This window comes from Flavobacteriales bacterium (assembly GCA_026129465.1).
Taxonomy (GTDB): Bacteria; Bacteroidota; Bacteroidia; order Flavobacteriales_F; family PHOS-HE28; genus PHOS-HE28.
In genome coordinates, this window is the sequence record JAHCIA010000001.1 from 1,615,544 (window position 1) to 1,633,415 (window position 17,872).

The window sequence follows — 17,872 nt, forward strand, 5'->3', positions numbered from 1 at the left end:
GGGATCAAAATATCAAAGCGGAACCGAATGCTCCGGTCGCGGCACCATCAGGACCAGGTAAACCGTTGTGATCAACGCCACCATCCCCGTCACCCCGAACGTCACCTCCGGCCCGAAGGCGAACCACAGCCAGCCCGCGAAGGCGCTGGCGAAGAGCGCGGCGATGCTCTGGAAGCCCGCGTAGGTGCCGATGGCCGTGGCCGTCTCGGTGCGCGGCACGATGCTGCCGATCCACGCCTTCGCGATGCCCTCGGTGGCGGCCGCGTATAGCCCATAGCCTGCGAAGAGCAGCGCCACTGCGACCAAGGTGCCGCCCATGGCCATGCCGAAGTACACCGCCGCGAAGAGCAGCAGGCCGAGGATGAAGACGCGCTTCAGGCCGATGCGGTCCGCCAGGGCGCCCAGCGGGAAGGCGAACAGGGCGTACACCAGGTTGTAGCCGATGTACACGCCGATGGTGCCGGTGTCGCTGAGGCCGATGTTCTTCGCCTGCAGGAGCAGGAAGACATCGCTGCTGTTGAAGAGCGCGAAAAGCAGCAGCCCGGTGGTGAGCTTGCGGTAGGCCACGGGGCTCTCCTTCCAATAACGCAGGAAGCCGAAGAACCCCGTGGGTTTGGGTGCCGCAGGGTCACCTCCTGCGTCGGGAGACCCGGTGGAGGCTTCAGGCACAGTGCGCGGCTTGTCCTTCACCAGCAGGCTGAGCCCTATGGCCGCCACGCCCGGCGCGAAGGCGATGAAGAAGAGCGGCACATAGTCGCCAGGGTTGTAATGCAGGTAGAGCAGCGCCAACGCAGGACCGATCACCGCGCCCAGCGTGTCCATACCGCGGTGCAGGCCGAACACGCGGCCTTTCGTGGCGGGTGTCGCTTCATCGTTGAGGATGGCATCGCGGGCACCGGTGCGCAGGCCCTTGCCCAGTCTGTCCAACGTACGGGCGAAGAAGATCCACAGCGGCGCGATGAGCACGGCCATCATGGGCTTGCTGATGGCGCTGAGCGCATAGCCCCATTGCACGAAGGGTGCGCGACGACCCAGCCGGTCGCTGCGCATGCCGAAGTAGCCCTTGCTCAACCCCGCCGTCGCTTCGGCCACACCTTCCAGCACGCCTATGAGCAGCACCCCGAAGCCGATCTCCTTCAGGTACAGCGGCAGCACGGGGTAGAGCATCTCGCTGGCCGTGTCGGTGAACAGGCTGATGAGCGAGAGGATCCAGACGGTGCGGGTGATGACGCGTTGTGAAGCCACTCGGCAAAGTTGACGCGTTGTCGCTGAGCACGAACGCGGCGACGATCAGGGTCCTGCCCCGATCATCGCCCCGCAAGCGGCGCATGGTGAACAGCCGGGATCACAGTTCGCCTTTCTCCGCCGCCTTCTTCATCCGCTTGTTGGCATAGATGGCGATCTCCACGCGGCGGTTGCTCGCCTTGCCGGCGGCGGTGCCGTTGTCCGCAACAGGCTGCAATTCGCCATAGCCCACGGTGGTGAATCTGGCGGACCGAACGCCCTGGCCCACGAGGTAGGCCTTGACACTGTTCGCCCGGCGTTCCGAGAGGGCCTGGTTGTGGTCCTCGGATCCGTCCGAATCGGTATGGCCCTCCACGAGGATGTCGGTATCGTCGTACTTCTTGAGCGTGGCGGCCAGGTCGTTGAGGTTCCCCTGTGCCTTGGCGTTGAGTGCGCTTTGGTCCACCCCGAAGAGCAGCCCGCTGTCAAAGGTGATCTTGATGCCTTCGCCGACACGCGTCACCGTGGCGCCTTCGAGGTCCTTCCGCAGTTCCTCCGCCTGCTTGTCCATGTGGCGGCCGATCAACGCGCCGGCCGTGCCACCCACCGCCGCGCCGATGATGGCGCCCACGGCGGTCCCGTTGTCACCGAACTGGTTGCCGATGACGGCACCGACACCGGCGCCCGCACCTGCGCCGATCATTCCGCCCTTCGCCGTGCGCGACATGCGGCAGGCGGGCAGCACAAGGGCCAGGCACAAGCCGATGGCCGCGAAACGTGACAATTGCGCTCTCATGTTCTATGGGGTTTTGGTTGTTGATGGTGGCGGAAGTGTTCCGGCGACCCGGTCCTCCACGCCAGGGATCCACGTTCGCCCACTGCGATCCCCAAGCGAGTGCCACGGACCATGCGACCGATGGAATGGCGCACCGCACCACGATCCACAGGTCCTTGGGCGTATCCAGAGCATGCGTTCCAGAGCGCCCGGATGGGGAATCCTCTTCCCAACGGTGGGGGATGCGGCGCCACACGCGTAGCATCGCCCGGCGACACCGCCCCATGCCATCGGGCCCATGTCAACGTCGTTCCGGTCCCATGGCCAATATCACCCCGACCCTACCTTCACGCCATGGACACCTCCGCCTTCAAGGCCGCTCTGGACGCCGAACTGGAGAAGACCCGTGCCTCCATCGCCGCGCTGCGCGACCTCACCGCTCCGGTGGCTCCCGACGAGGCCATCGGCCGCATCTCCCGCATGGACGCCATCAACAACAAAGCGATCAACGATGCGGCGCTACGGAAGGCCGAGGAGAAGTTGCAGCAGCTGGATCGGATGACCGTCCTGGTGGATGAACCCGGCTTCGGGCTGTGCAAGAAGTGCGGGGCGGCGATCCCCATGCAACGGCTGATCCTGATGCCGCAGAGCATGTTCTGCGTGCGGTGCGCGAACTGATCGGATGGTCAGATCCTGTCCAGCACCACCTTGTAGCTGGGGTCCTCCATGATGTTCACATCAATGACCTCCTCGGCGTCCTTCAACAGTTGGCGGCAATCGGCGCTGAGGTGCCGCAGGTGGATCCTCTTGCCCGCCTCGCGGTAGCGTTCGGTGATGCGGTCCAGCGCCTCGATGCCGCTCATGTCCACCACGCGGCTCTCGGCGAAGTCGATGATGACCTCGTCGGGGTCTCCCGTGATGTCGAACTTCTCGTTGAAGGCCTGCACGCTGCCGAAAAAGAGCGGACCGAAGATCTCGTAGTGCTTTACCCCTTGCTCGTCCACGTACTTGCGGGCGCGGATGCGCTTGGCATTCTCCCAGGCGAACACCAGTGCGCTGATGACCACCCCGGTCAGCACGGCCACGGCCAGGTTGTGGAAGAACACGGTGATGGCCATCACCACCAGCATCACGAACACATCGTGGCGCGGCATGCGGCCGAAGCTCCGCAGACTGGCCCACTCGAAGGTGCCGATGGCCACCATGAACATCACACCCACCAGCGCGGCCATGGGCAATTGCTCGATCATCGGCGCGGCGAACATGACGAACACCAGCAACATCACCGCCGCCACGATACCGCTGAGGCGGGCGCGTGCTCCACTGCTCACGTTGATCAGACTCTGCCCGATCATGGCGCATCCGCCCATGCCGCTGAACACGCCGCTGAGGATGTTGGCCGCGCCTTGTGCCACGGCTTCCTTGTTGCTGCGGCCGCGCGTGTTGGTGATCTCGTCCAGCAGGTTCAGCGTGAGCAGGCTTTCGATCAGGCCCACGCCCGCCACGATCGCCGCATAGGGCAGGATGATGGTGAGCGTCTCCAGCGTGAAGGGCACGGCCGGCAAATGGAAAGGCGGGAAACCACCGGCGATGCTGGCGATGTCGCCCACGGAGCGCGTTTCGATGTTGAGGCCGATGATGATGCCCGCCACCACCAGGATGGCCACCAACGAGCCGGGCACCACCTTGCTGAGCTTGGGCATGGCCCAGATGATGAACATGGTGAGCAGCACGAAGCCGAGCATGATGAACAGCGGCGTGCCGGTGAGCCAACCTCCGTCCGCTCCCTTGAACTGGTCCAGCTGCGCCATGAAGATCACGATGGCCAGGCCATTCACGAAGCCGAACATCACCGGGTGCGGCACCAGGCGGATGAACTTGCCCAAACGCAACAGTCCTGACGCCACCTGGAAGATGCCCGCGAGCACGACGGCCGCGAAGACATACTCCACGCCATGCCGCGACGCCAGCGCCACGATCACCACGGCGATGGCACCCGTGGCGCCGCTTATCATGCCCGGCCGGCCGCCGAAGACACTGGTGATGAGACCCACCACGAAAGCGGCGTACAAGCCTGTGAGCGGCGAAAGGCCCGCGATGAGGGCAAAGGCCACGGCCTCGGGTATCAGGGCCAGGGCCACCGTGAGGCCGGCAAGGACCTCGGTGCGGTAGTCCACTTTCTGGCTGAGATCGAACAAACGGATGTACTGGCGCATGCTGCGTCGAAAAGAGTTCGTGAAAGCTCTGGTGTGCGGACCGCCGGACGATCACGAGTGCCGCGGCCCGGAGGCCACCCTCGACCCCGGATCACCGGGGGAGCTCCACTGCAAGCGGCGGCGAAAGTAGCTCGCTTGACCGGATCCCCTTCGCGTGGGACCGCGGAACCGGAAGAAAGCTCGCCTTGTTCGGCCCTTCCTCCACACTCATCAGCGCCACGAAGACATGACTCTCGGGGCTGAGCACCTCGGACAGCTCCACCGCGTCGACCGCTTCTGCGAGAAGTATGTCCTTCGGAGCTTGCATGGCGCAAAGCTACCTGGGCCATTTGCTGCGCGATCTACGCCGGATCTATGCTTGTGTCAAGCTTGTCCCGACCTGGCGATCCAGTGGATCACCCCGCGATCAACAGCTTCACCCCGGCGGTCATCAGCACCAGGAAGAGCGCGGCCAGAATGGCCCGGGCCCCAAGGCGCGACACGCCCAGCCACGATCCGAGCAGCCCGCCCAGCACCACCGCCAGCAGCCACCAAGGGATGAAGGGGTGCAGCTCCAGCCCGGTGCTTATGCGGCCCGCCAGTCCGGAGAGGGAGTTGACCAGGATGAACAGGGCCGAAATGCCGGACACATCGCGCAGCGCCGCCCAGCGCCCCTGGATGAGCACCGGCGAAAGGAAGATGCCGCCGCCCACGCCGATGATGCCACTGACGAAGCCGATGGGCGCACCCACGGCGAGTGAAGCGGTGAACGGCATGGGCCGATGTCCCCCCTTCTCGGGCTTGCGCAACGCCCGCCAGGCGATGAGCAAGGCCGAAGTCAGCAGGAACACGCCCGCCACGATGGCGAAGACGCGTACGGGAAGTTCCAACCTTCCGCCGACGAAGGCCAGCGGAAGGGCGATCGCCGTCACCGGCCAGAAGACTTTCCAGTTGAAGCGGCCCGCGCGCAGGTAACGCCAGCTGGCGATGCCCGCCACCACCACGTTGAGGATGAGCGAAGTGGGCTTGATGGTCTCCGGCGCGAAGCCCAGCAGCGCCATCACCGCCAGGTAGCCGCTGGCGCCCGCGTGGCCCACGCTGCTGTACAGGGCGGCGATGAGGAAGAAGATGGGGAGGGCGAGGAAAGCGGGGTCCATCCGGGATCAGGCTGCCCACTCCGCCCAACTCGTCGCCGTCTCCTGCAGGCGTGCGGCCGCCAACTTCACATCGGCCGGCATCTTCGGCGCCAGTTCCTCCATGATCGCCAGCAGGATATTCTCGCAGGTGGGCTGCCAGGGCGTGAAGATCACCCGGCCGAAGAGGGCGTTGGAGAGGTCCACCGAGCCACGCTCCTTCTCATGCAGGAAGAGCGCATGGTCGTACCGGTCCACGATGGGCTTCACCAGGGCCTTCAGGTCGGCGAAGTCGATGACCATGCCGTCCTTGGGGTGGCCGGGGGCTTCGGCGGGCACACCGCTGATGGTGATGTCCAGCACGTAGCTGTGGCCATGGACATTGGCGCACTGGCCATCGTGGCAGCGCAGGGCATGCGCCATCTCGAAGGTGAAGCGTTTGGTGACGCGGACTGTGCGGGAGAAGCTCATCGGTGCGAAGATCGGACAGCGACGCCTTCATGTCCGCCGTTATGCGCCTCGGAAACCAAGGAACAGCCTCCGGTGGATAGCCCCTGACCATGGTCACCCGCGCAACACGGTGCCCCCCGGTAGCTTCGCCCCGTGGCCCAGGAATTCGTTCCCAAGCTCCTCACCACGCTTCGTTCCGGGTACACCCGGAAGCAGTTCGGCAGGGATGCGACAGCCGGTGTGATCGTCGGCATCGTGGCGCTGCCCCTGGCCATCGCCTTCGCCATCGCTTCGGGCGTGCCCCCCGAGAAAGGCCTGATCACCGCCGTGGTGGCCGGTTTCTTCATCAGCGCCTTCGGAGGCAGCCGTGTGCAGATCGGTGGGCCCACCGGCGCCTTCATCGTCATCGTGTACGGCATCGTGCAGCAACACGGGCTCGCCGGACTCACCGTGGCCACCTTCCTCGCGGGGCTGCTGCTCATCGTGATGGGGCTGCTGCGCTTCGGTGCCCTGCTGCGCTACTTCCCACACACGCTCATCGTGGGCTTCACCACCGGCATCGCGGTCATCATCTTCTCCACGCAGATCAACGACCTGCTCGGATTGGGCATCAACAAGGTGCCGGCCGACTTCCTGGAGAAGTGGCCGGTCTACTTCCGGAGCGGGACCATCGACCCCACCAGTGCGGCCATCGGTGTGGGGACCATCCTGGTCACGGTGCTCGCGCGCCGGATCACCAAGGTCATCCCCGGCTCGTTGATCGCCATCGTGCTGGCCACGGTGGCCGTGCAGATGCTGGACCTTCCCGTGGCCACCATCGGTTCGCGCTTCGGCAGCATCCCGGACAGCATGCCCATGCCGGAGTTCCATGGGGTGGACCTGTCCACGGTGAAGGAACTGCTGCGCCCCGCCCTGGCCATCGCCTTGTTGGGCGGCATCGAATCGCTGCTGAGCGCCGTGGTGGCCGATGGCTCCATCGGTGGCCGCCACCGCAGCAACATGGAACTGGTGGCCCAGGGCGGCGCCAACATGCTCTCGGCGCTTTTCGGCGGCATCCCCGCCACGGGCGCCATCGCGCGTACGGCCACCAATGTGAAGAACGGTGGCCGAACTCCCGTGGCCGGCCTGGTCCACGCCATCGTGCTGCTGGTGATCATGCTCGTGGCCGGGCAATGGGCCGCCATGATCCCCATGGCCTGCCTCGCGGGCATCCTGGTGGTGGTGGCGTGGAACATGGCCGAGTTGCACGGCTTCATCGCCGTGTTCAAGACCAGCCGGCACGACATGGCGGTGCTGCTCGCCACCTTCCTGCTCACCGTGCTGTTCGACCTGATCATCGCGATCGAGGTGGGCATGGTCCTCGCCGCCTTCCTCTTCATGAAGCGCATGGGCGATGCGCTTGTGCTGAAGCCGCTGTCCATGGACCCGAACAATGGCGATGCGCTGCTGGAGGCGGAACTGGGGCGCATCCCTGCCGGGGTGATGGTCTACGAGATCAACGGTCCGCTCTTCTTCGGTGCGGCCCAGACCTTCGTGGACGCGCTGCGGACGATCGGGGACAAGCACCACACGCTGGTGCTGCGCATGCGCCACGTGCCCTTCATCGATGCCACCGGGCTGCACCGTTTGGGCGACATCCGGGCGACGATGGACCAGCGCAAGGTGAAGCTGTCGCTCACGGAGGTCCAGCCCGAGGTGCTGCAGGCCATCGTGAAGGCTGGAACGCTGGATGCCACGGAGGTGCATGCCACCGTGCAGGAGGCCATCGCCAAGGCGGGCGCGCGGGGTGGCGCGTGACGACCGCCCGTCAAAGCCACTCCACGTGGCCGTCCTCGATGTGGTACACGGCCCCCACCACCTTGGCATGCATGGGGTTCCCGCCCTCCTCGATCTCGCGGAACAGCCATTCGATCTCCTGGACGCCATGCGCGATGTTGGCGCGCGTGGCCTCATCGATCGTGAGGCCATCCACGGATGCCTCCTGCTGTTCCGACTCCGCCTCCAGGTAGGCCACCAATTGCTTCATGTGTCCGTTGCAGGGGTGTTCGCTTTCGTTCAGGTAAGCGTTGATCGCCCCGCAATGCGTGTGGCCCATCACGATCACCAGCGGTGCGCCCAGGTGTTCCACCGCATACTCCACGCTGGCCAGCTCGTACTCGCCCACCACGTTGCCCGCGGTGCGCACGGTGAAGAGGTCGCCCAGCCCTTGATCGAACACCAACTCGGGCACTACGCGCGAATCGGAGCAGCTGATCACCACGGCCCAGGGATGCTGGCCACCCAGCAGTTCCTTGATGCGCTCCGGGCCCTGGTCCGGGTGGATGGCGTGGAAGTCGTGGAAGCGTTCATTGCCGGCGCGGAGCATCCGCAGCACTTCATCGGGGGTGCTTGGCGCACGGGCCGGGGTGGCCTCGCCAGGGCGGGTGCAGGCCGCCAGGAGCAGCGCCGGCAGCACCAGAAAGTGTATCGGTCTCATCGGGGATCGGTTCTTGAAGCGCGCCCGGCCAACGTGCACCGGGCGCTTCGTCCTGCAGGTTCCTTGTTGCTTAGAGCAGGGTCGTGGGGCACACGTATTCCGTGCGTTTCACATCCGTGTTCTTGATGGCGTTGAAGCCACCGGCCACGTCCACGAAGTTGTCCCAGCCACGCTGTTTCAGGATGGAAGCGGCGATCATGCTGCGGTAGCCGCCGGCGCAGTGCAGGATGAAGGGCTTGTCCTTGGGGAACTGGGCCAGGTGCTGGTTGATCCGGTTCAGCGGCACGTTGATGGCGCCCACCACATGCTCGCTGTCGAACTCGCTCTGCTTGCGCACGTCGATCACCACGGGATCCTGCTTGTACCGCTTGGCGAACTCGGCGGCATCGATGCGCTGCACCGTGTCCACCTCCTTGCCGGCCGCCTTCCAGGCCTCGAAGCCGCCCTTCAGATAGCCGATGGTGTTGTCGTAACCCACGCGGCTCAGGCGGATGATGCTCTCCTCCTCCTTGCCGGGCTCGGTCACCAGCAGGATGGTCTGTTTGATGTCGGGGATCATCTCCCCCACCCACATGGCGAAGTTGCTGTCCAGCCCGATGTTGATGCTGTTGGGGATGAAGCCCTTGGCGAAGACCCCGTTGGCACGGGTGTCCAGCACCAATGGGCGTTCCTCGTTGGCCACCACCTCGAACTCCTCCGGCGTGTAGCCCCGCTTGGCGCGCTCCATGATGCTGTCCAGGCTCTCGTAGCCCTGGATGTTCATCAGCACGTTCTTGGGGAAGTAGCCCGGTGGCGGGGCGAGGCCGGAGAGCACCTCCTTGATGAACTCCTCCTTGGTCATGTCGGCACGCAGGGCGTAGTTGGTCTTCTTCTGGTTGCCCAGCGTGTCGGTGGTCTCCTTGCTCATCATCTTGCCGCAGGCGCTGCCGGCCCCGTGGTTGGGGTACACGATCAGGTCGTCGCTCAGGGGCATGATCTTGTTGCGCAGGCTGTCGAACAGGTGGCCTGCGAGCTTCTCCTCGGTGAGGTCGGCGATCACGTGCTGGGCCAGATCGGGGCGGCCCACATCGCCGATGAAGAGCGTGTCTCCGGTGATGATGCCGTGCTCCTTCCCATGCTCATCGATCACCAGCCAGGTGGTGCTTTCCATGGTGTGGCCGGGCGTGTGGATGGCCTTCACCCTGGCCTTGCCCACGTGGAACACCTCTCCGTCCGAGGCCACATGCGCCTCGAAGCCTGGCCTGGCCGTGGGGCCATACACGATGGTGGCGCCGGTCTTGGCGGCCAGGTCCAGGTGGCCGCTCACGAAATCGGCGTGGAAGTGGGTCTCGAAGACGTACTTGATCCTGGCCACGTCGGCGTTGGCCTGGTCGATGTAGGGCTGCACCTCGCGCAGGGGGTCGAAGATGGCCACCTCGCCATCGCTCTCCAGGTAGTAGGCGGCGTGGGCGATGCATCCGGTATAGATCTGCTTCAGCTTCATGGTCGTGGTCATTGACGGGTCCGTGGTGATCGTGACGGCACAAAGGTCCGCCCCGCCCATGGCCTTGCGCAGTGATCTCCGTCACGTGACGATCGTCAGATCCAACGCGTGGAGCACGCGGAACGTCGGCAACGAAAAAGGCCCGGATCGCTCCGGGCCTTTCGATGTGATCAATGCGGGATCAGTGGTTCGGCTGTTCTGCCGGAGCCTCTTCGGTCCTGGTGTCACCGTGGTTGTGGGCTTCGGCCTTGCCGGAGCATCCGGCCTTGTCGGCGGTCTTGCCGGCGCAGCAGGCTTTCTTGTCGGCATCGGCCATACCGGCGCAGCAGGCCGCTTTGGGCGCGGCGGCGGCTTCGGTGGTGGCGGCCGCATCCATGGCCGTGGAAGCATCCGTGGACGCTTCGGCCTTGCCCGCCTTGCTGGAGCACGACGCGGCGGCGGTCTTGCCAGCGCAGCAGCCGGCCTTGGGCGCAGCATCGGTGGTGCTCACCGCCGTGGTCTTGTCGGCCTTGCGGGCCTTCTTCTCGGTGGAAACGTCTTGTGCCGACGTGGAGGCCATGAAGGCCACAGCGGCGATGAAGGTCAACAGGATGCGCATGGTCTTGAGGGTGTGTTGGATGACCAAATGTACGGGGATCGGCCCGCGCCGTTTCCCAACAGCTTGTTAAGGTTCCCCGTGGATGGGGATCCTGGACGGCCTTACTCCTTCATGAATCGCCCCTGGAAGCCGCGTCCATCGGCCCGGGCCACATAGCCGTAAAGGCCTGGCCGGGCACCGGGCAGCACTATGCGGTGTTCGCGGCCCGTGCGGCCCTCCTGCTCCAGAACGACCCTGCCGGCCATGTCGAAGATCAGCAGGTCCACCCGCGCCGAGGCGGGCACGTTCAGCAGCAGCGTGGCCTCGTCGCGCATGGGCGAGGGAAAGAAGCGCTGGTCACTGGTGGTGAGCTGGGCAAAGGCCACGGACTTCACCGAGCTGTAGCCCTCCAGCCCCAGGCGTATCCGGTAGGACACCGTGCTCAACTCGGGCGGCGACGCGTCCATCCACAGGTAGGGTACATCCAGGGCGGCATCCCCGCAGATGCCTTCCAGCCGGTGGACGGGGGTGAAGTCCACGCCATTGGTGGAGCGGAGCACCTCGCTGCCGTCGCAGGTGCTGCCGCCCTGCATGGTCCAGGTCACCAGGATGCGGCCATCGAGGACGGTCAATTCGAAGGTCTTGATGAAGGGATGCTCCACTTCCTGCCCGGACGCGGCCCTCCAAGGCATTCCTGCTGCAAGCAGAACCAGAAGAACGGCGGAGCGGCTGGGCATCAGGCAAAGGTATCATGCAAGCTCCCGGAGGGGATGGCCTGCCCCGCTGGTGCGGACCGACCCGCCCACTCTGCCGATCATGTCGCACCCAATTGAACTGCGGACTACCTTCCCCTGCTTTCATGTCGTCTCCCGCCAACCCCTTCCCCTTCACCGGCCTCACCCAGCAGGAGGTGGAAGCCGCGCGCGCCGCACACGGCAGCAACACGCTCGATGGGCAACAGGGCAGCGGCTTCTGGAAAGCCCTGCGCACGGCCGTCACCGAGCCTATGTTCCTGCTGCTGCTCGCGGCGGCCACCATCTATTTCATTCTCGGCGAGCTCAGCGAGGCCTTCTTCATGGTCGGCGCCATCGTGCTCATCAGCGCCATCTCCCTCTACCAGGACCACCGCAGCCGCCGCGCGCTGGAGGCGCTCGAGCAGTTCACCCACCCACAGGCGCGCGTGATCCGGGGCAATGAAGTGATCGACATCCCCTCCGACGACATCGTGCTCGGCGACCTCGTGGTGGTGCAGGAAGGCGAGCTGGTGCCGGCCGACGGACAGGTGGTGCATGCCAACGACTTCTCGGTGAACGAGTCCATCCTCACCGGCGAGGCCTTCAGCGTGCCCAAGGAAGTGAGCGATGACAAGCCCGGACGCGTGTACCGCGGCACGCAGGCCGTGGGCGGGCTCGCCGTGGTGCGCGTCGCCGCCGTGGGCAAGGCCACCGAGATCGGCCGCATCGGCACCTCGCTGGCCGCCATCGAAGAAGGGCGCTCGCCGCTGGAACGGCAGATCCAGCGCTTCGTGCGCAACATGGCCATCGTGGGCGCGCTCTTCTTCCTCATCGTGTGGGGCCTCAACTTCATGGACTCGCACGACTGGCTGGACAGCCTGCTGAAGGGCCTCACCCTCGCCATGAGCATCCTGCCCGAGGAGATCCCCGTGGCCTTCACCACCTTCATGGCGCTGGGCGCCTGGCGCATGATGCGCGCCGGGGTGCTGGTGAAGCACGCCAAGACCGTGGAGACCCTCGGCGCCGCCACCGTGATCTGCACCGACAAGACCGGCACCATCACCGAGAACCGCATGGAACTGGTGACGCTGCAACTGCGCAACGATGCCACGCCGCGCACACCGGAGCAGTGGTCCACACCCGAGGTGCAGCACCTGATCGAAACCGCCATGTGGGCCAGCGAGCCCGTGCCCTTCGACCCCATGGAGACCGCGCTGCATGCCGCCTACGCCCGCAGCACCGCCACGGATCGTCGTCCCGCCTTCCGCATGGTGCACGAGTACCCGCTCAGCGGCAAGCCGCCCATGATGACGCACGTCTTCGCCAACGACGCGGGCGAACGCATCATCGCCGCCAAGGGCGCGCCCGAATCCATCCTCGCGTGCAGCGACCTGCCCGCCGCCGAGCGCGACGCAGTGCTGCAACACGTGCATGCCCTTGCCACGCAGGGCTACCGCATCCTGGCCGTGGGCGAGACCACCCATCAGGGCAGCGAATGGCCCAAGGAGCAGCAGCACTTCACCTTCACCTACCTCGGGCTGGTGGCCTTCCACGATCCGCCGAAGAAGAACATCGAGCGCGTGTTCCGCAGCTTCACCGAGGCCGGCATCCGCACCGTCATCATCACCGGCGACAACCCGGTCACCGCCACGGCCATCGCCCGGCAGGTCCACTTCCCCATCGCCGGCGAACCCGTCACCGGCGATGCCGTGCACGCCATGGACGATGCCGCACTGGCCAACACCGTGCGCACCAGCAACCTCTTCACCCGCATGTTCCCCGAGGCCAAGTTGCGCGTGGTGAAGGCCCTCAAAGCGCAGGGCGAAGTGGTGGCCATGACGGGCGATGGCGTCAACGACGGTCCCGCGCTGAAAGCCGCGCACATCGGCATCGCCATGGGCAAGCGCGGCAGCGAGCTGGCCAAGGAGGCCGCCGCGCTGGTGCTGCTGGACGATGACCTGGGCCGCATGGTGGATGCCGTGGCGCAGGGCCGCCGCATCTACGGCAACCTCAAGAAGGCCATCCAGTACATCATCAGCATCCACATCCCCATCATCCTCACCGTGGCGCTGCCCCTGCTGCTCGGCTGGCTCTACCCCAACATCTTCACGCCGGTGCACGTCATCTTCCTGGAGCTGCTCATGGGCCCCACGTGCAGCATCGCCTACGAGAGCGAACCGCCCGAGCCCGGCAGCATGCGCCGTCGCCCCCGCCGCATGGACCTCACCTTCCTCTCCTGGACCGAGCTGCGCACCAGCCTCGCCCAGGGCCTCATGATCACCGCCGGCACCCTCTTCTGCTACCAGTATGCCGTGCATGACGACCTCGGCGAAGAACTCACGCGCACCCTCGTCTTCACCTCCCTCGTGGTGGCCAACATCGCCCTCACGCTCGTCAACCGCTCCTTCGAGCATTCCCTCCTCGACACCCTGCGCTACCCCAACGCCCTGCTGCGCGGCATCCTCGCGGGCACCGTGGTCATGCTGCTCGCGCTGCTCTACGTGCCGCTCTTCCGCGACTTCTTCCACCTGGCGTCTCCGGGCATCGGGCTGCTGGCGCTGGCCAGCGGTGTTGGGCTGGCGAGCGTGCTGTGGTACGAGGGGGTGAAGGGGTGGAAGCGCAAGAGGACCTTGGCTGCTTGAGCCGTGGGGGTTGGGAGTTGGGTGTTGGGTTGGGCGTGTCGGCGCTCAAATGCAGCGCCGTCGCGTGCTCCGCTGTAGTTGCCTTGTCCCGGTCCGCATCGCATCGGGCTGCGGGGCCTGCTCGTTCCTCGCAGTCTCCTCGCTCCGTGCGCTGCTGGCCCGGTCCGGCAGCAAGCTGCCGCTGCGCCCGCTCACGCAGCTTCCGCCACTACACGAAGCCTTCTCTATATGCTCAGGTCAACTCGCCAAGCACCTTGGACCCGCAACCTTGCTTGAGGGATCCATTCGCATTGAACAGGTCCGCATAGGCCATCCCGCATCCATGCGGCCAATCGGCCAAGGGCCCTGCCAGATGATATCCCGATGAGATGCTCGAGTTTCCCGGTACGGCTGGATACATCAACACGCTCCTCCCCGCATCGAACTGCACATTGTACACGAACATCTGTTTCAGGTCCGCATCGTTGGGCTTGCCGTTGGGCGGCACCTTCCACTTCGTATCTACGATGACGCGTTTGCGTTCATTCGCCTTCGTGTACTCCAGCACCATGTCCGGGCGGATGGTCTTGCGGTTCCAGAAGCGCATGGAGCGCTGGTTGCGGATGGAAAGGTCGAGCGCGCGGAACTCCGGCGCTTTGGCAGCATTGCGCAGCACGCGGAACACGAACTCCTCGAAGAGCCGGTTCATGTCGAACATCAGACCGATGAGCGGCATGTTCCCGCCTTTCACGTCCGGAGCGTGGTTCAGTACGATCATTTTGGCAAGCTGTACCGCACGGGCATAAGGCGCGGTCTTGCGGTCCAGTATGATGCGGTCGAGGGCTTGGGGCGTGAGTGCCCTGTCGGCGACGGTCTCAAAAGCCCAATCCAAACCCTTGGCGCGGCCGGTCACCTCGGTGTCGCGGCCTAAGTCGGACACAAGGACCAGAGCGCGTTTGAGCAGACTGTGCAACAGGTGGTCGGTGTCGTACACCTGATGCTCCACATAGAACCGTTCCTGGTGTATCAGGTTTTGTTGGATGTGGCGCGGGAAGTCGATGCGGCCTTTCAGCGCCATCTGGTTGCCGCGGGTGCGTCGGTAGCGCTTCACCAATCCTTGGTGCACCAGTTCCTCCACTTCGCTAACGAATAGTCCGAAAAAGAAGTCAAGGATGCTGCTGCTGCGCTTGTGCAGGTCAGCCTCCGTGGTGCTGGAGAGAGGTAGGTCGTACACCTCGCGGAGCATGGTAAGCAGTGCGTTCTGCCACTTGGCCTTGGCCGCAAGACCATTGTCTTCAGAGCGATCGGCTTTGGGCAGCACTTCAATGACCGTGCGTCCCACCTGCACCACGCCCACATGCTCGGTGAAGGTGAAGCTCTTGTGCCCCACGGTGAAGAAACGGTTGCCGCTCGACTCGTTCCAAGCGATGAGGCGGTCCACTTGGGCAACGGTCAAACCTGCCTCCTTCCACGAGAGGCGTTGATGCTCGAAGACCTTGATGGGCTCAGACCTTCTCATGGAGCGAACGGAAGGCCTTTTCGTCCCACGTGCTCATGGGGGTTACCGCATAGACCATACGCGGCTCATGCGACACTGCTGCTTCATCGCCCAGGAACAGGTCATCGGCGGGGTCTGTGCCTTGCACGAAATACTCGCCGAGGACGAGTTGGAGCTTGGCCCTGTCGCGATGGAAGTACTCTTCCAGCTGTGGGATCACCTTGTCCTTGAACACGCGGCGCAGTGCGGGTAGTGGGTCCGCCTCCTTGTGCAGTTCCCAGAAGTGGCTGTGGCCGATCTGGTGGTCCTCGTCCAGCAGTTGCACCAAACGCGCGTTGATGCGGTCCAACATGGCGGTGATGTTGATGGCCGAACCCTGCAATGGCTTGAGCATATCCGCTTTCGGCATCATGGCCACGAAGCTGAAGCGACGGCGCAAGGCAGCATCGAGCGCCTCCACGCTGCGATCGGCGGTGTTCATGGTGCCGATGATGTAGAGGTTGTCCGGAATGCTGAATGGTTCCTGGGAATATGGCAAGGTCACTTCTAGCGCTTCCGGACGGCCTTTGCGTTTGTTCTCTTCGATGAGCGTGATCAGCTCTCCGAAGATGCCCGCAACATTGCCGCGGTTGATCTCGTCGATGATCAACACGAAGTGCTTGACCTCAGTTGTAGCCTGTGCAGATGCGGATGCCCGTACGAAGAAGTCGCGCTTGATGTCCTCCTTCCTCAGTTTATAGATGGTCTGCTGAGAGAACTGCTTGTTGTAGATCTCTTGGTACGGAATGTCCTCGTCGACGACCAGCCACTCCACCGTCCGGAAGTGAGGGTAGCCGATGGGTGAGTCTGCGTGGTAGGTGTAATCGCCGGTGACCTTGCCTATCGCACGCACACTGTAGAGGCCGTTGGTGATCACGACGTAATCATCCTTACGCAAATGGTGTACGAAAAAGCTCATCGCCTTGGGGCCGTAAATGGTCTGATCTGACCGCCTTTCCAATGCTCTGATCTCCTGTTCGCTTTTACCGGTCAGGTCGTGCTGGTCCAGAAATCCGATAGCGATCACGTTGTTCTTGATGCAATACTCGTAGATGAGCTGGTCTTCGGGGTTCTGTGAATCGCCCAAGGAGATCTTGTAGAATTCGGGCTTGTCGTACTGATCCGGAGTGAAACTCAATATGGTCCTCACTTTAGCCGCCTCGCCGCTGGCGTGGTAGTCGGCCAGGCGGACCATCTGCTTCAAGATGCCTGGTCGCACATCATACTTCACGAACGTATCGCCCTCTTCCGGTTTCAATGGCTTGATGCCCTCCACAAAGTCCTCATAACTGAAGCTCTGGTGGAAGGTGCAGAAGCCGATCCGCCCATCCGCCTTCCCCCAGTCCCGGATCAACAAGGCGTTGAACCGCTCACGCAGCTTGTCGTGGTCGTCCTTGTGCTGGGCATAGTAGGCGGGGTCGCATACGGCCACAGCGGCGCCCACGGTGTGGAAGGTCTTGCCGGTACCGGGTGGACCATAGAAAATGCGGTTCAGGGGAGTGCTCATTCGCTTCTGCTCAATTGCGGTGCTGTTCGTTGGCTGCGGCGATCCCTGGCTGACGACCCAGTTCCGCAACTTGTTCAATGTTCCTGCCTGCGCAGGATTGAGACCAATGGCCTCATCAATGATCCGTAGAGCCGTGTCGGGGTGCTCCAGGTAGATGAAGCCGTTCTGGCCCATGCGCTGCTTGTCCTCCAGGTAGCCCTTGGCCTTGATGTCGTCCAACTTGTTCGGCAGGACCAGGGATAGGGAGCGGTCGCCGATCACGTTGTAGAGATTGCCATCACTGGCTTGTGGCTTGTCCTTCAAGAACCGCCCCTTGCCATAGAAGCCCACCACCTTGCCTTGGCTGTGGAAGATGACCAGGTTATTTTCGCCCTCCAGCTTTGGTGGAGCCGTATGCTGCACGAACCCAAGAACCTGTCCAGCCGGGTTGCGGGCGTTCTCCAGGTCGAAGTTCCAGCTCTCCATGGGCGTGTTGCCCGCCTTCACGTAGTCATGGTTGCTCTTGTCCTGACTTGGTCGCGTCCAATCATTGCTGTTCCACGTAAGGTTCACCATGATGAGCCCCAGTGGACCCGCCAGTTCCGACACCGCAACACCGTTCACCACCGCATACCGCAACGCTTCGTTGTCCGTGCCGGAACCCCGACGGATCTCCACCAGCTTGGTGCCCTTGATCTTCTCATACTCCCATCGCATGGCCTTCTCGTTCAAGGCCAACAGTTCAGGCGGAATGTCCGCCCAAGTGGGCACGGTGAACTTCACGATGGCCGTTTCGCCCCTGGGCTGGAAGTAGTGCACGTTGGGATTGAGTTCCTGCGGTACCAAAGGCACATCGGCCTCCATCAACAGCAGGCCCACACGAATGCCACCCACGCCCTCGCTATGCCGGAAGGCCGCCCTCACGCCGAACTCCATCAGGCTCTTGCCCCGGTGCAGGGCCATGCGCACATGGTAGGGGTCCGCGCCGATGCGCTGGAACAGATCGTGAGCGCTGCGGATGAAAGCATCGTAGCTGGCCTTGTCCTGAAGCCCAGTATAATGCGCCCGCAAGGCTCGCAGGTGGTCCTCCGTGTAGTCCATGGCAGGCTAAACTAGGCCTCATCCATTTACCAGCCGCTGGTGCTCAAGACATTGCCCTTCATCCACTTGTGTACTTTTGA

At 64.0% G+C, this 17,872-nt stretch carries 15 protein-coding genes; 3 read left to right on the plus strand and 12 right to left on the minus strand.

All coding sequences use genetic code 11. From position 1 onward, the window contains the following. Positions 1-12: 12 nt before the first annotated feature. Together KIT10_06885 and KIT10_06890 are read right to left on the minus strand one after the other, a co-directional pair. The gene (locus KIT10_06885; GenBank protein MCW5898978.1) at positions 13-1,167 is read right to left on the minus strand and encodes an MFS transporter; all 1,155 of its coding nucleotides are present in this window, start codon (positions 1,165-1,167) and stop codon (positions 13-15) included. Between the two features lie 178 nt (positions 1,168-1,345). After that, on the minus strand, positions 1,346-2,020 hold the full coding sequence (locus tag KIT10_06890) for an OmpA family protein (protein ID MCW5898979.1): 675 nt from the start codon (positions 2,018-2,020) through the stop codon (positions 1,346-1,348). Between the two features lie 333 nt (positions 2,021-2,353). Between KIT10_06890 and KIT10_06895 the strand changes: the two genes are divergently transcribed. Continuing rightward, positions 2,354-2,677, plus strand: coding sequence for a TraR/DksA C4-type zinc finger protein (locus KIT10_06895; GenBank protein ID MCW5898980.1), 324 nt, complete (start codon positions 2,354-2,356; stop codon positions 2,675-2,677). An 8-nt stretch (positions 2,678-2,685) separates the two neighbouring features. Here KIT10_06895 and KIT10_06900 read toward each other — a convergent pair whose 3' ends face one another. From KIT10_06900 to KIT10_06915, 4 genes are all read right to left on the minus strand, one after another. Next, positions 2,686-4,215 carry a SulP family inorganic anion transporter gene (locus KIT10_06900; GenBank protein MCW5898981.1) on the minus strand — a complete coding sequence of 510 codons (1,530 nt, stop codon included), beginning with the start codon at positions 4,213-4,215 and terminating at the stop codon, positions 2,686-2,688. Positions 4,216-4,306: 91 nt separating this feature from the next. Continuing rightward, a complete protein-coding gene (locus KIT10_06905) occupies positions 4,307-4,522 on the minus strand; it encodes a hypothetical protein (GenBank protein ID MCW5898982.1) in 216 nt (71 codons plus the stop codon). An 88-nt stretch (positions 4,523-4,610) separates the two neighbouring features. Further along, positions 4,611-5,351: a sulfite exporter TauE/SafE family protein gene (locus KIT10_06910; protein MCW5898983.1), complete on the minus strand. Its 741-nt coding sequence runs from the start codon at positions 5,349-5,351 to the stop codon at positions 4,611-4,613. A 6-nt stretch (positions 5,352-5,357) separates the two neighbouring features. Beyond that, positions 5,358-5,798 (minus strand): 6-carboxytetrahydropterin synthase, encoded by a 441-nt coding sequence (locus tag KIT10_06915; GenBank protein MCW5898984.1) that lies wholly within the window; start codon positions 5,796-5,798, stop codon positions 5,358-5,360. A gap of 132 nt (positions 5,799-5,930) precedes the next feature. Between KIT10_06915 and KIT10_06920 the strand changes: the two genes are divergently transcribed. Beyond that, positions 5,931-7,574: an STAS domain-containing protein gene (locus KIT10_06920; protein ID MCW5898985.1), complete on the plus strand. Its 1,644-nt coding sequence runs from the start codon at positions 5,931-5,933 to the stop codon at positions 7,572-7,574. Between the two features lie 10 nt (positions 7,575-7,584). Here KIT10_06920 and KIT10_06925 read toward each other — a convergent pair whose 3' ends face one another. From KIT10_06925 to KIT10_06940, 4 genes are all read right to left on the minus strand, one after another. Next, positions 7,585-8,253, minus strand: a complete 669-nt coding sequence (locus KIT10_06925) for a carbonic anhydrase (protein ID MCW5898986.1) — start codon at positions 8,251-8,253, stop codon at positions 7,585-7,587. 70 nt (positions 8,254-8,323) lie between these two features. Then, the gene (locus tag KIT10_06930; protein ID MCW5898987.1) at positions 8,324-9,736 is read right to left on the minus strand and encodes an MBL fold metallo-hydrolase; all 1,413 of its coding nucleotides are present in this window, start codon (positions 9,734-9,736) and stop codon (positions 8,324-8,326) included. A 181-nt stretch (positions 9,737-9,917) separates the two neighbouring features. Next, positions 9,918-10,334 (minus strand): hypothetical protein, encoded by a 417-nt coding sequence (locus KIT10_06935; protein MCW5898988.1) that lies wholly within the window; start codon positions 10,332-10,334, stop codon positions 9,918-9,920. Between the two features lie 101 nt (positions 10,335-10,435). Then, a complete protein-coding gene (locus KIT10_06940; protein MCW5898989.1) occupies positions 10,436-11,050 on the minus strand; it encodes a hypothetical protein in 615 nt (204 codons plus the stop codon). Positions 11,051-11,172: 122 nt separating this feature from the next. On the opposite strand from KIT10_06940, the gene KIT10_06945 reads away from it, so the two are divergent. Next, positions 11,173-13,689: a cation-translocating P-type ATPase gene (locus KIT10_06945; GenBank protein ID MCW5898990.1), complete on the plus strand. Its 2,517-nt coding sequence runs from the start codon at positions 11,173-11,175 to the stop codon at positions 13,687-13,689. 232 nt (positions 13,690-13,921) lie between these two features. Here the strand turns inward: KIT10_06945 and KIT10_06950 are convergent, their stop codons facing one another. Continuing rightward, on the minus strand, positions 13,922-15,187 hold the full coding sequence (locus KIT10_06950) for a hypothetical protein (protein MCW5898991.1): 1,266 nt from the start codon (positions 15,185-15,187) through the stop codon (positions 13,922-13,924). Continuing rightward, on the minus strand, positions 15,174-17,792 hold the full coding sequence (locus tag KIT10_06955; protein ID MCW5898992.1) for an AAA family ATPase: 2,619 nt from the start codon (positions 17,790-17,792) through the stop codon (positions 15,174-15,176). The genes KIT10_06950 and KIT10_06955 overlap by 14 nt, the downstream gene beginning before the upstream one ends. Positions 17,793-17,872: the final 80 nt, after the last annotated feature.

Bases quoted from the DNA above. Each gene is read 5' to 3' on its own strand.
- KIT10_06935 (MCW5898988.1), bottom strand. From the start codon at position 10,334: ATGCGCATCCTGTTGACCTTCATCGCCGCTGTGGCCTTCATGGCCTCC.
- KIT10_06915 (MCW5898984.1), bottom strand. From the start codon at position 5,798: ATGAGCTTCTCCCGCACAGTCCGCGTCACCAAACGCTTCACCTTCGAG.
- KIT10_06905 (MCW5898982.1), bottom strand. From the start codon at position 4,522: ATGCAAGCTCCGAAGGACATACTTCTCGCAGAAGCGGTCGACGCGGTG.
- KIT10_06955 (MCW5898992.1), bottom strand. From the start codon at position 17,792: ATGGACTACACGGAGGACCACCTGCGAGCCTTGCGGGCGCATTATACT.
- KIT10_06890 (MCW5898979.1), bottom strand. From the start codon at position 2,020: ATGAGAGCGCAATTGTCACGTTTCGCGGCCATCGGCTTGTGCCTGGCC.
- KIT10_06945 (MCW5898990.1), top strand. From the start codon at position 11,173: ATGTCGTCTCCCGCCAACCCCTTCCCCTTCACCGGCCTCACCCAGCAG.
- KIT10_06885 (MCW5898978.1), bottom strand. From the start codon at position 1,167: ATGCTCTACCCCGTGCTGCCGCTGTACCTGAAGGAGATCGGCTTCGGG.
- KIT10_06910 (MCW5898983.1), bottom strand. From the start codon at position 5,351: ATGGACCCCGCTTTCCTCGCCCTCCCCATCTTCTTCCTCATCGCCGCC.
- KIT10_06930 (MCW5898987.1), bottom strand. From the start codon at position 9,736: ATGAAGCTGAAGCAGATCTATACCGGATGCATCGCCCACGCCGCCTAC.
- KIT10_06950 (MCW5898991.1), bottom strand. From the start codon at position 15,187: ATGAGAAGGTCTGAGCCCATCAAGGTCTTCGAGCATCAACGCCTCTCG.
- KIT10_06940 (MCW5898989.1), bottom strand. From the start codon at position 11,050: ATGCCCAGCCGCTCCGCCGTTCTTCTGGTTCTGCTTGCAGCAGGAATG.
- KIT10_06895 (MCW5898980.1), top strand. From the start codon at position 2,354: ATGGACACCTCCGCCTTCAAGGCCGCTCTGGACGCCGAACTGGAGAAG.
- KIT10_06900 (MCW5898981.1), bottom strand. From the start codon at position 4,215: ATGCGCCAGTACATCCGTTTGTTCGATCTCAGCCAGAAAGTGGACTAC.
- KIT10_06925 (MCW5898986.1), bottom strand. From the start codon at position 8,253: ATGAGACCGATACACTTTCTGGTGCTGCCGGCGCTGCTCCTGGCGGCC.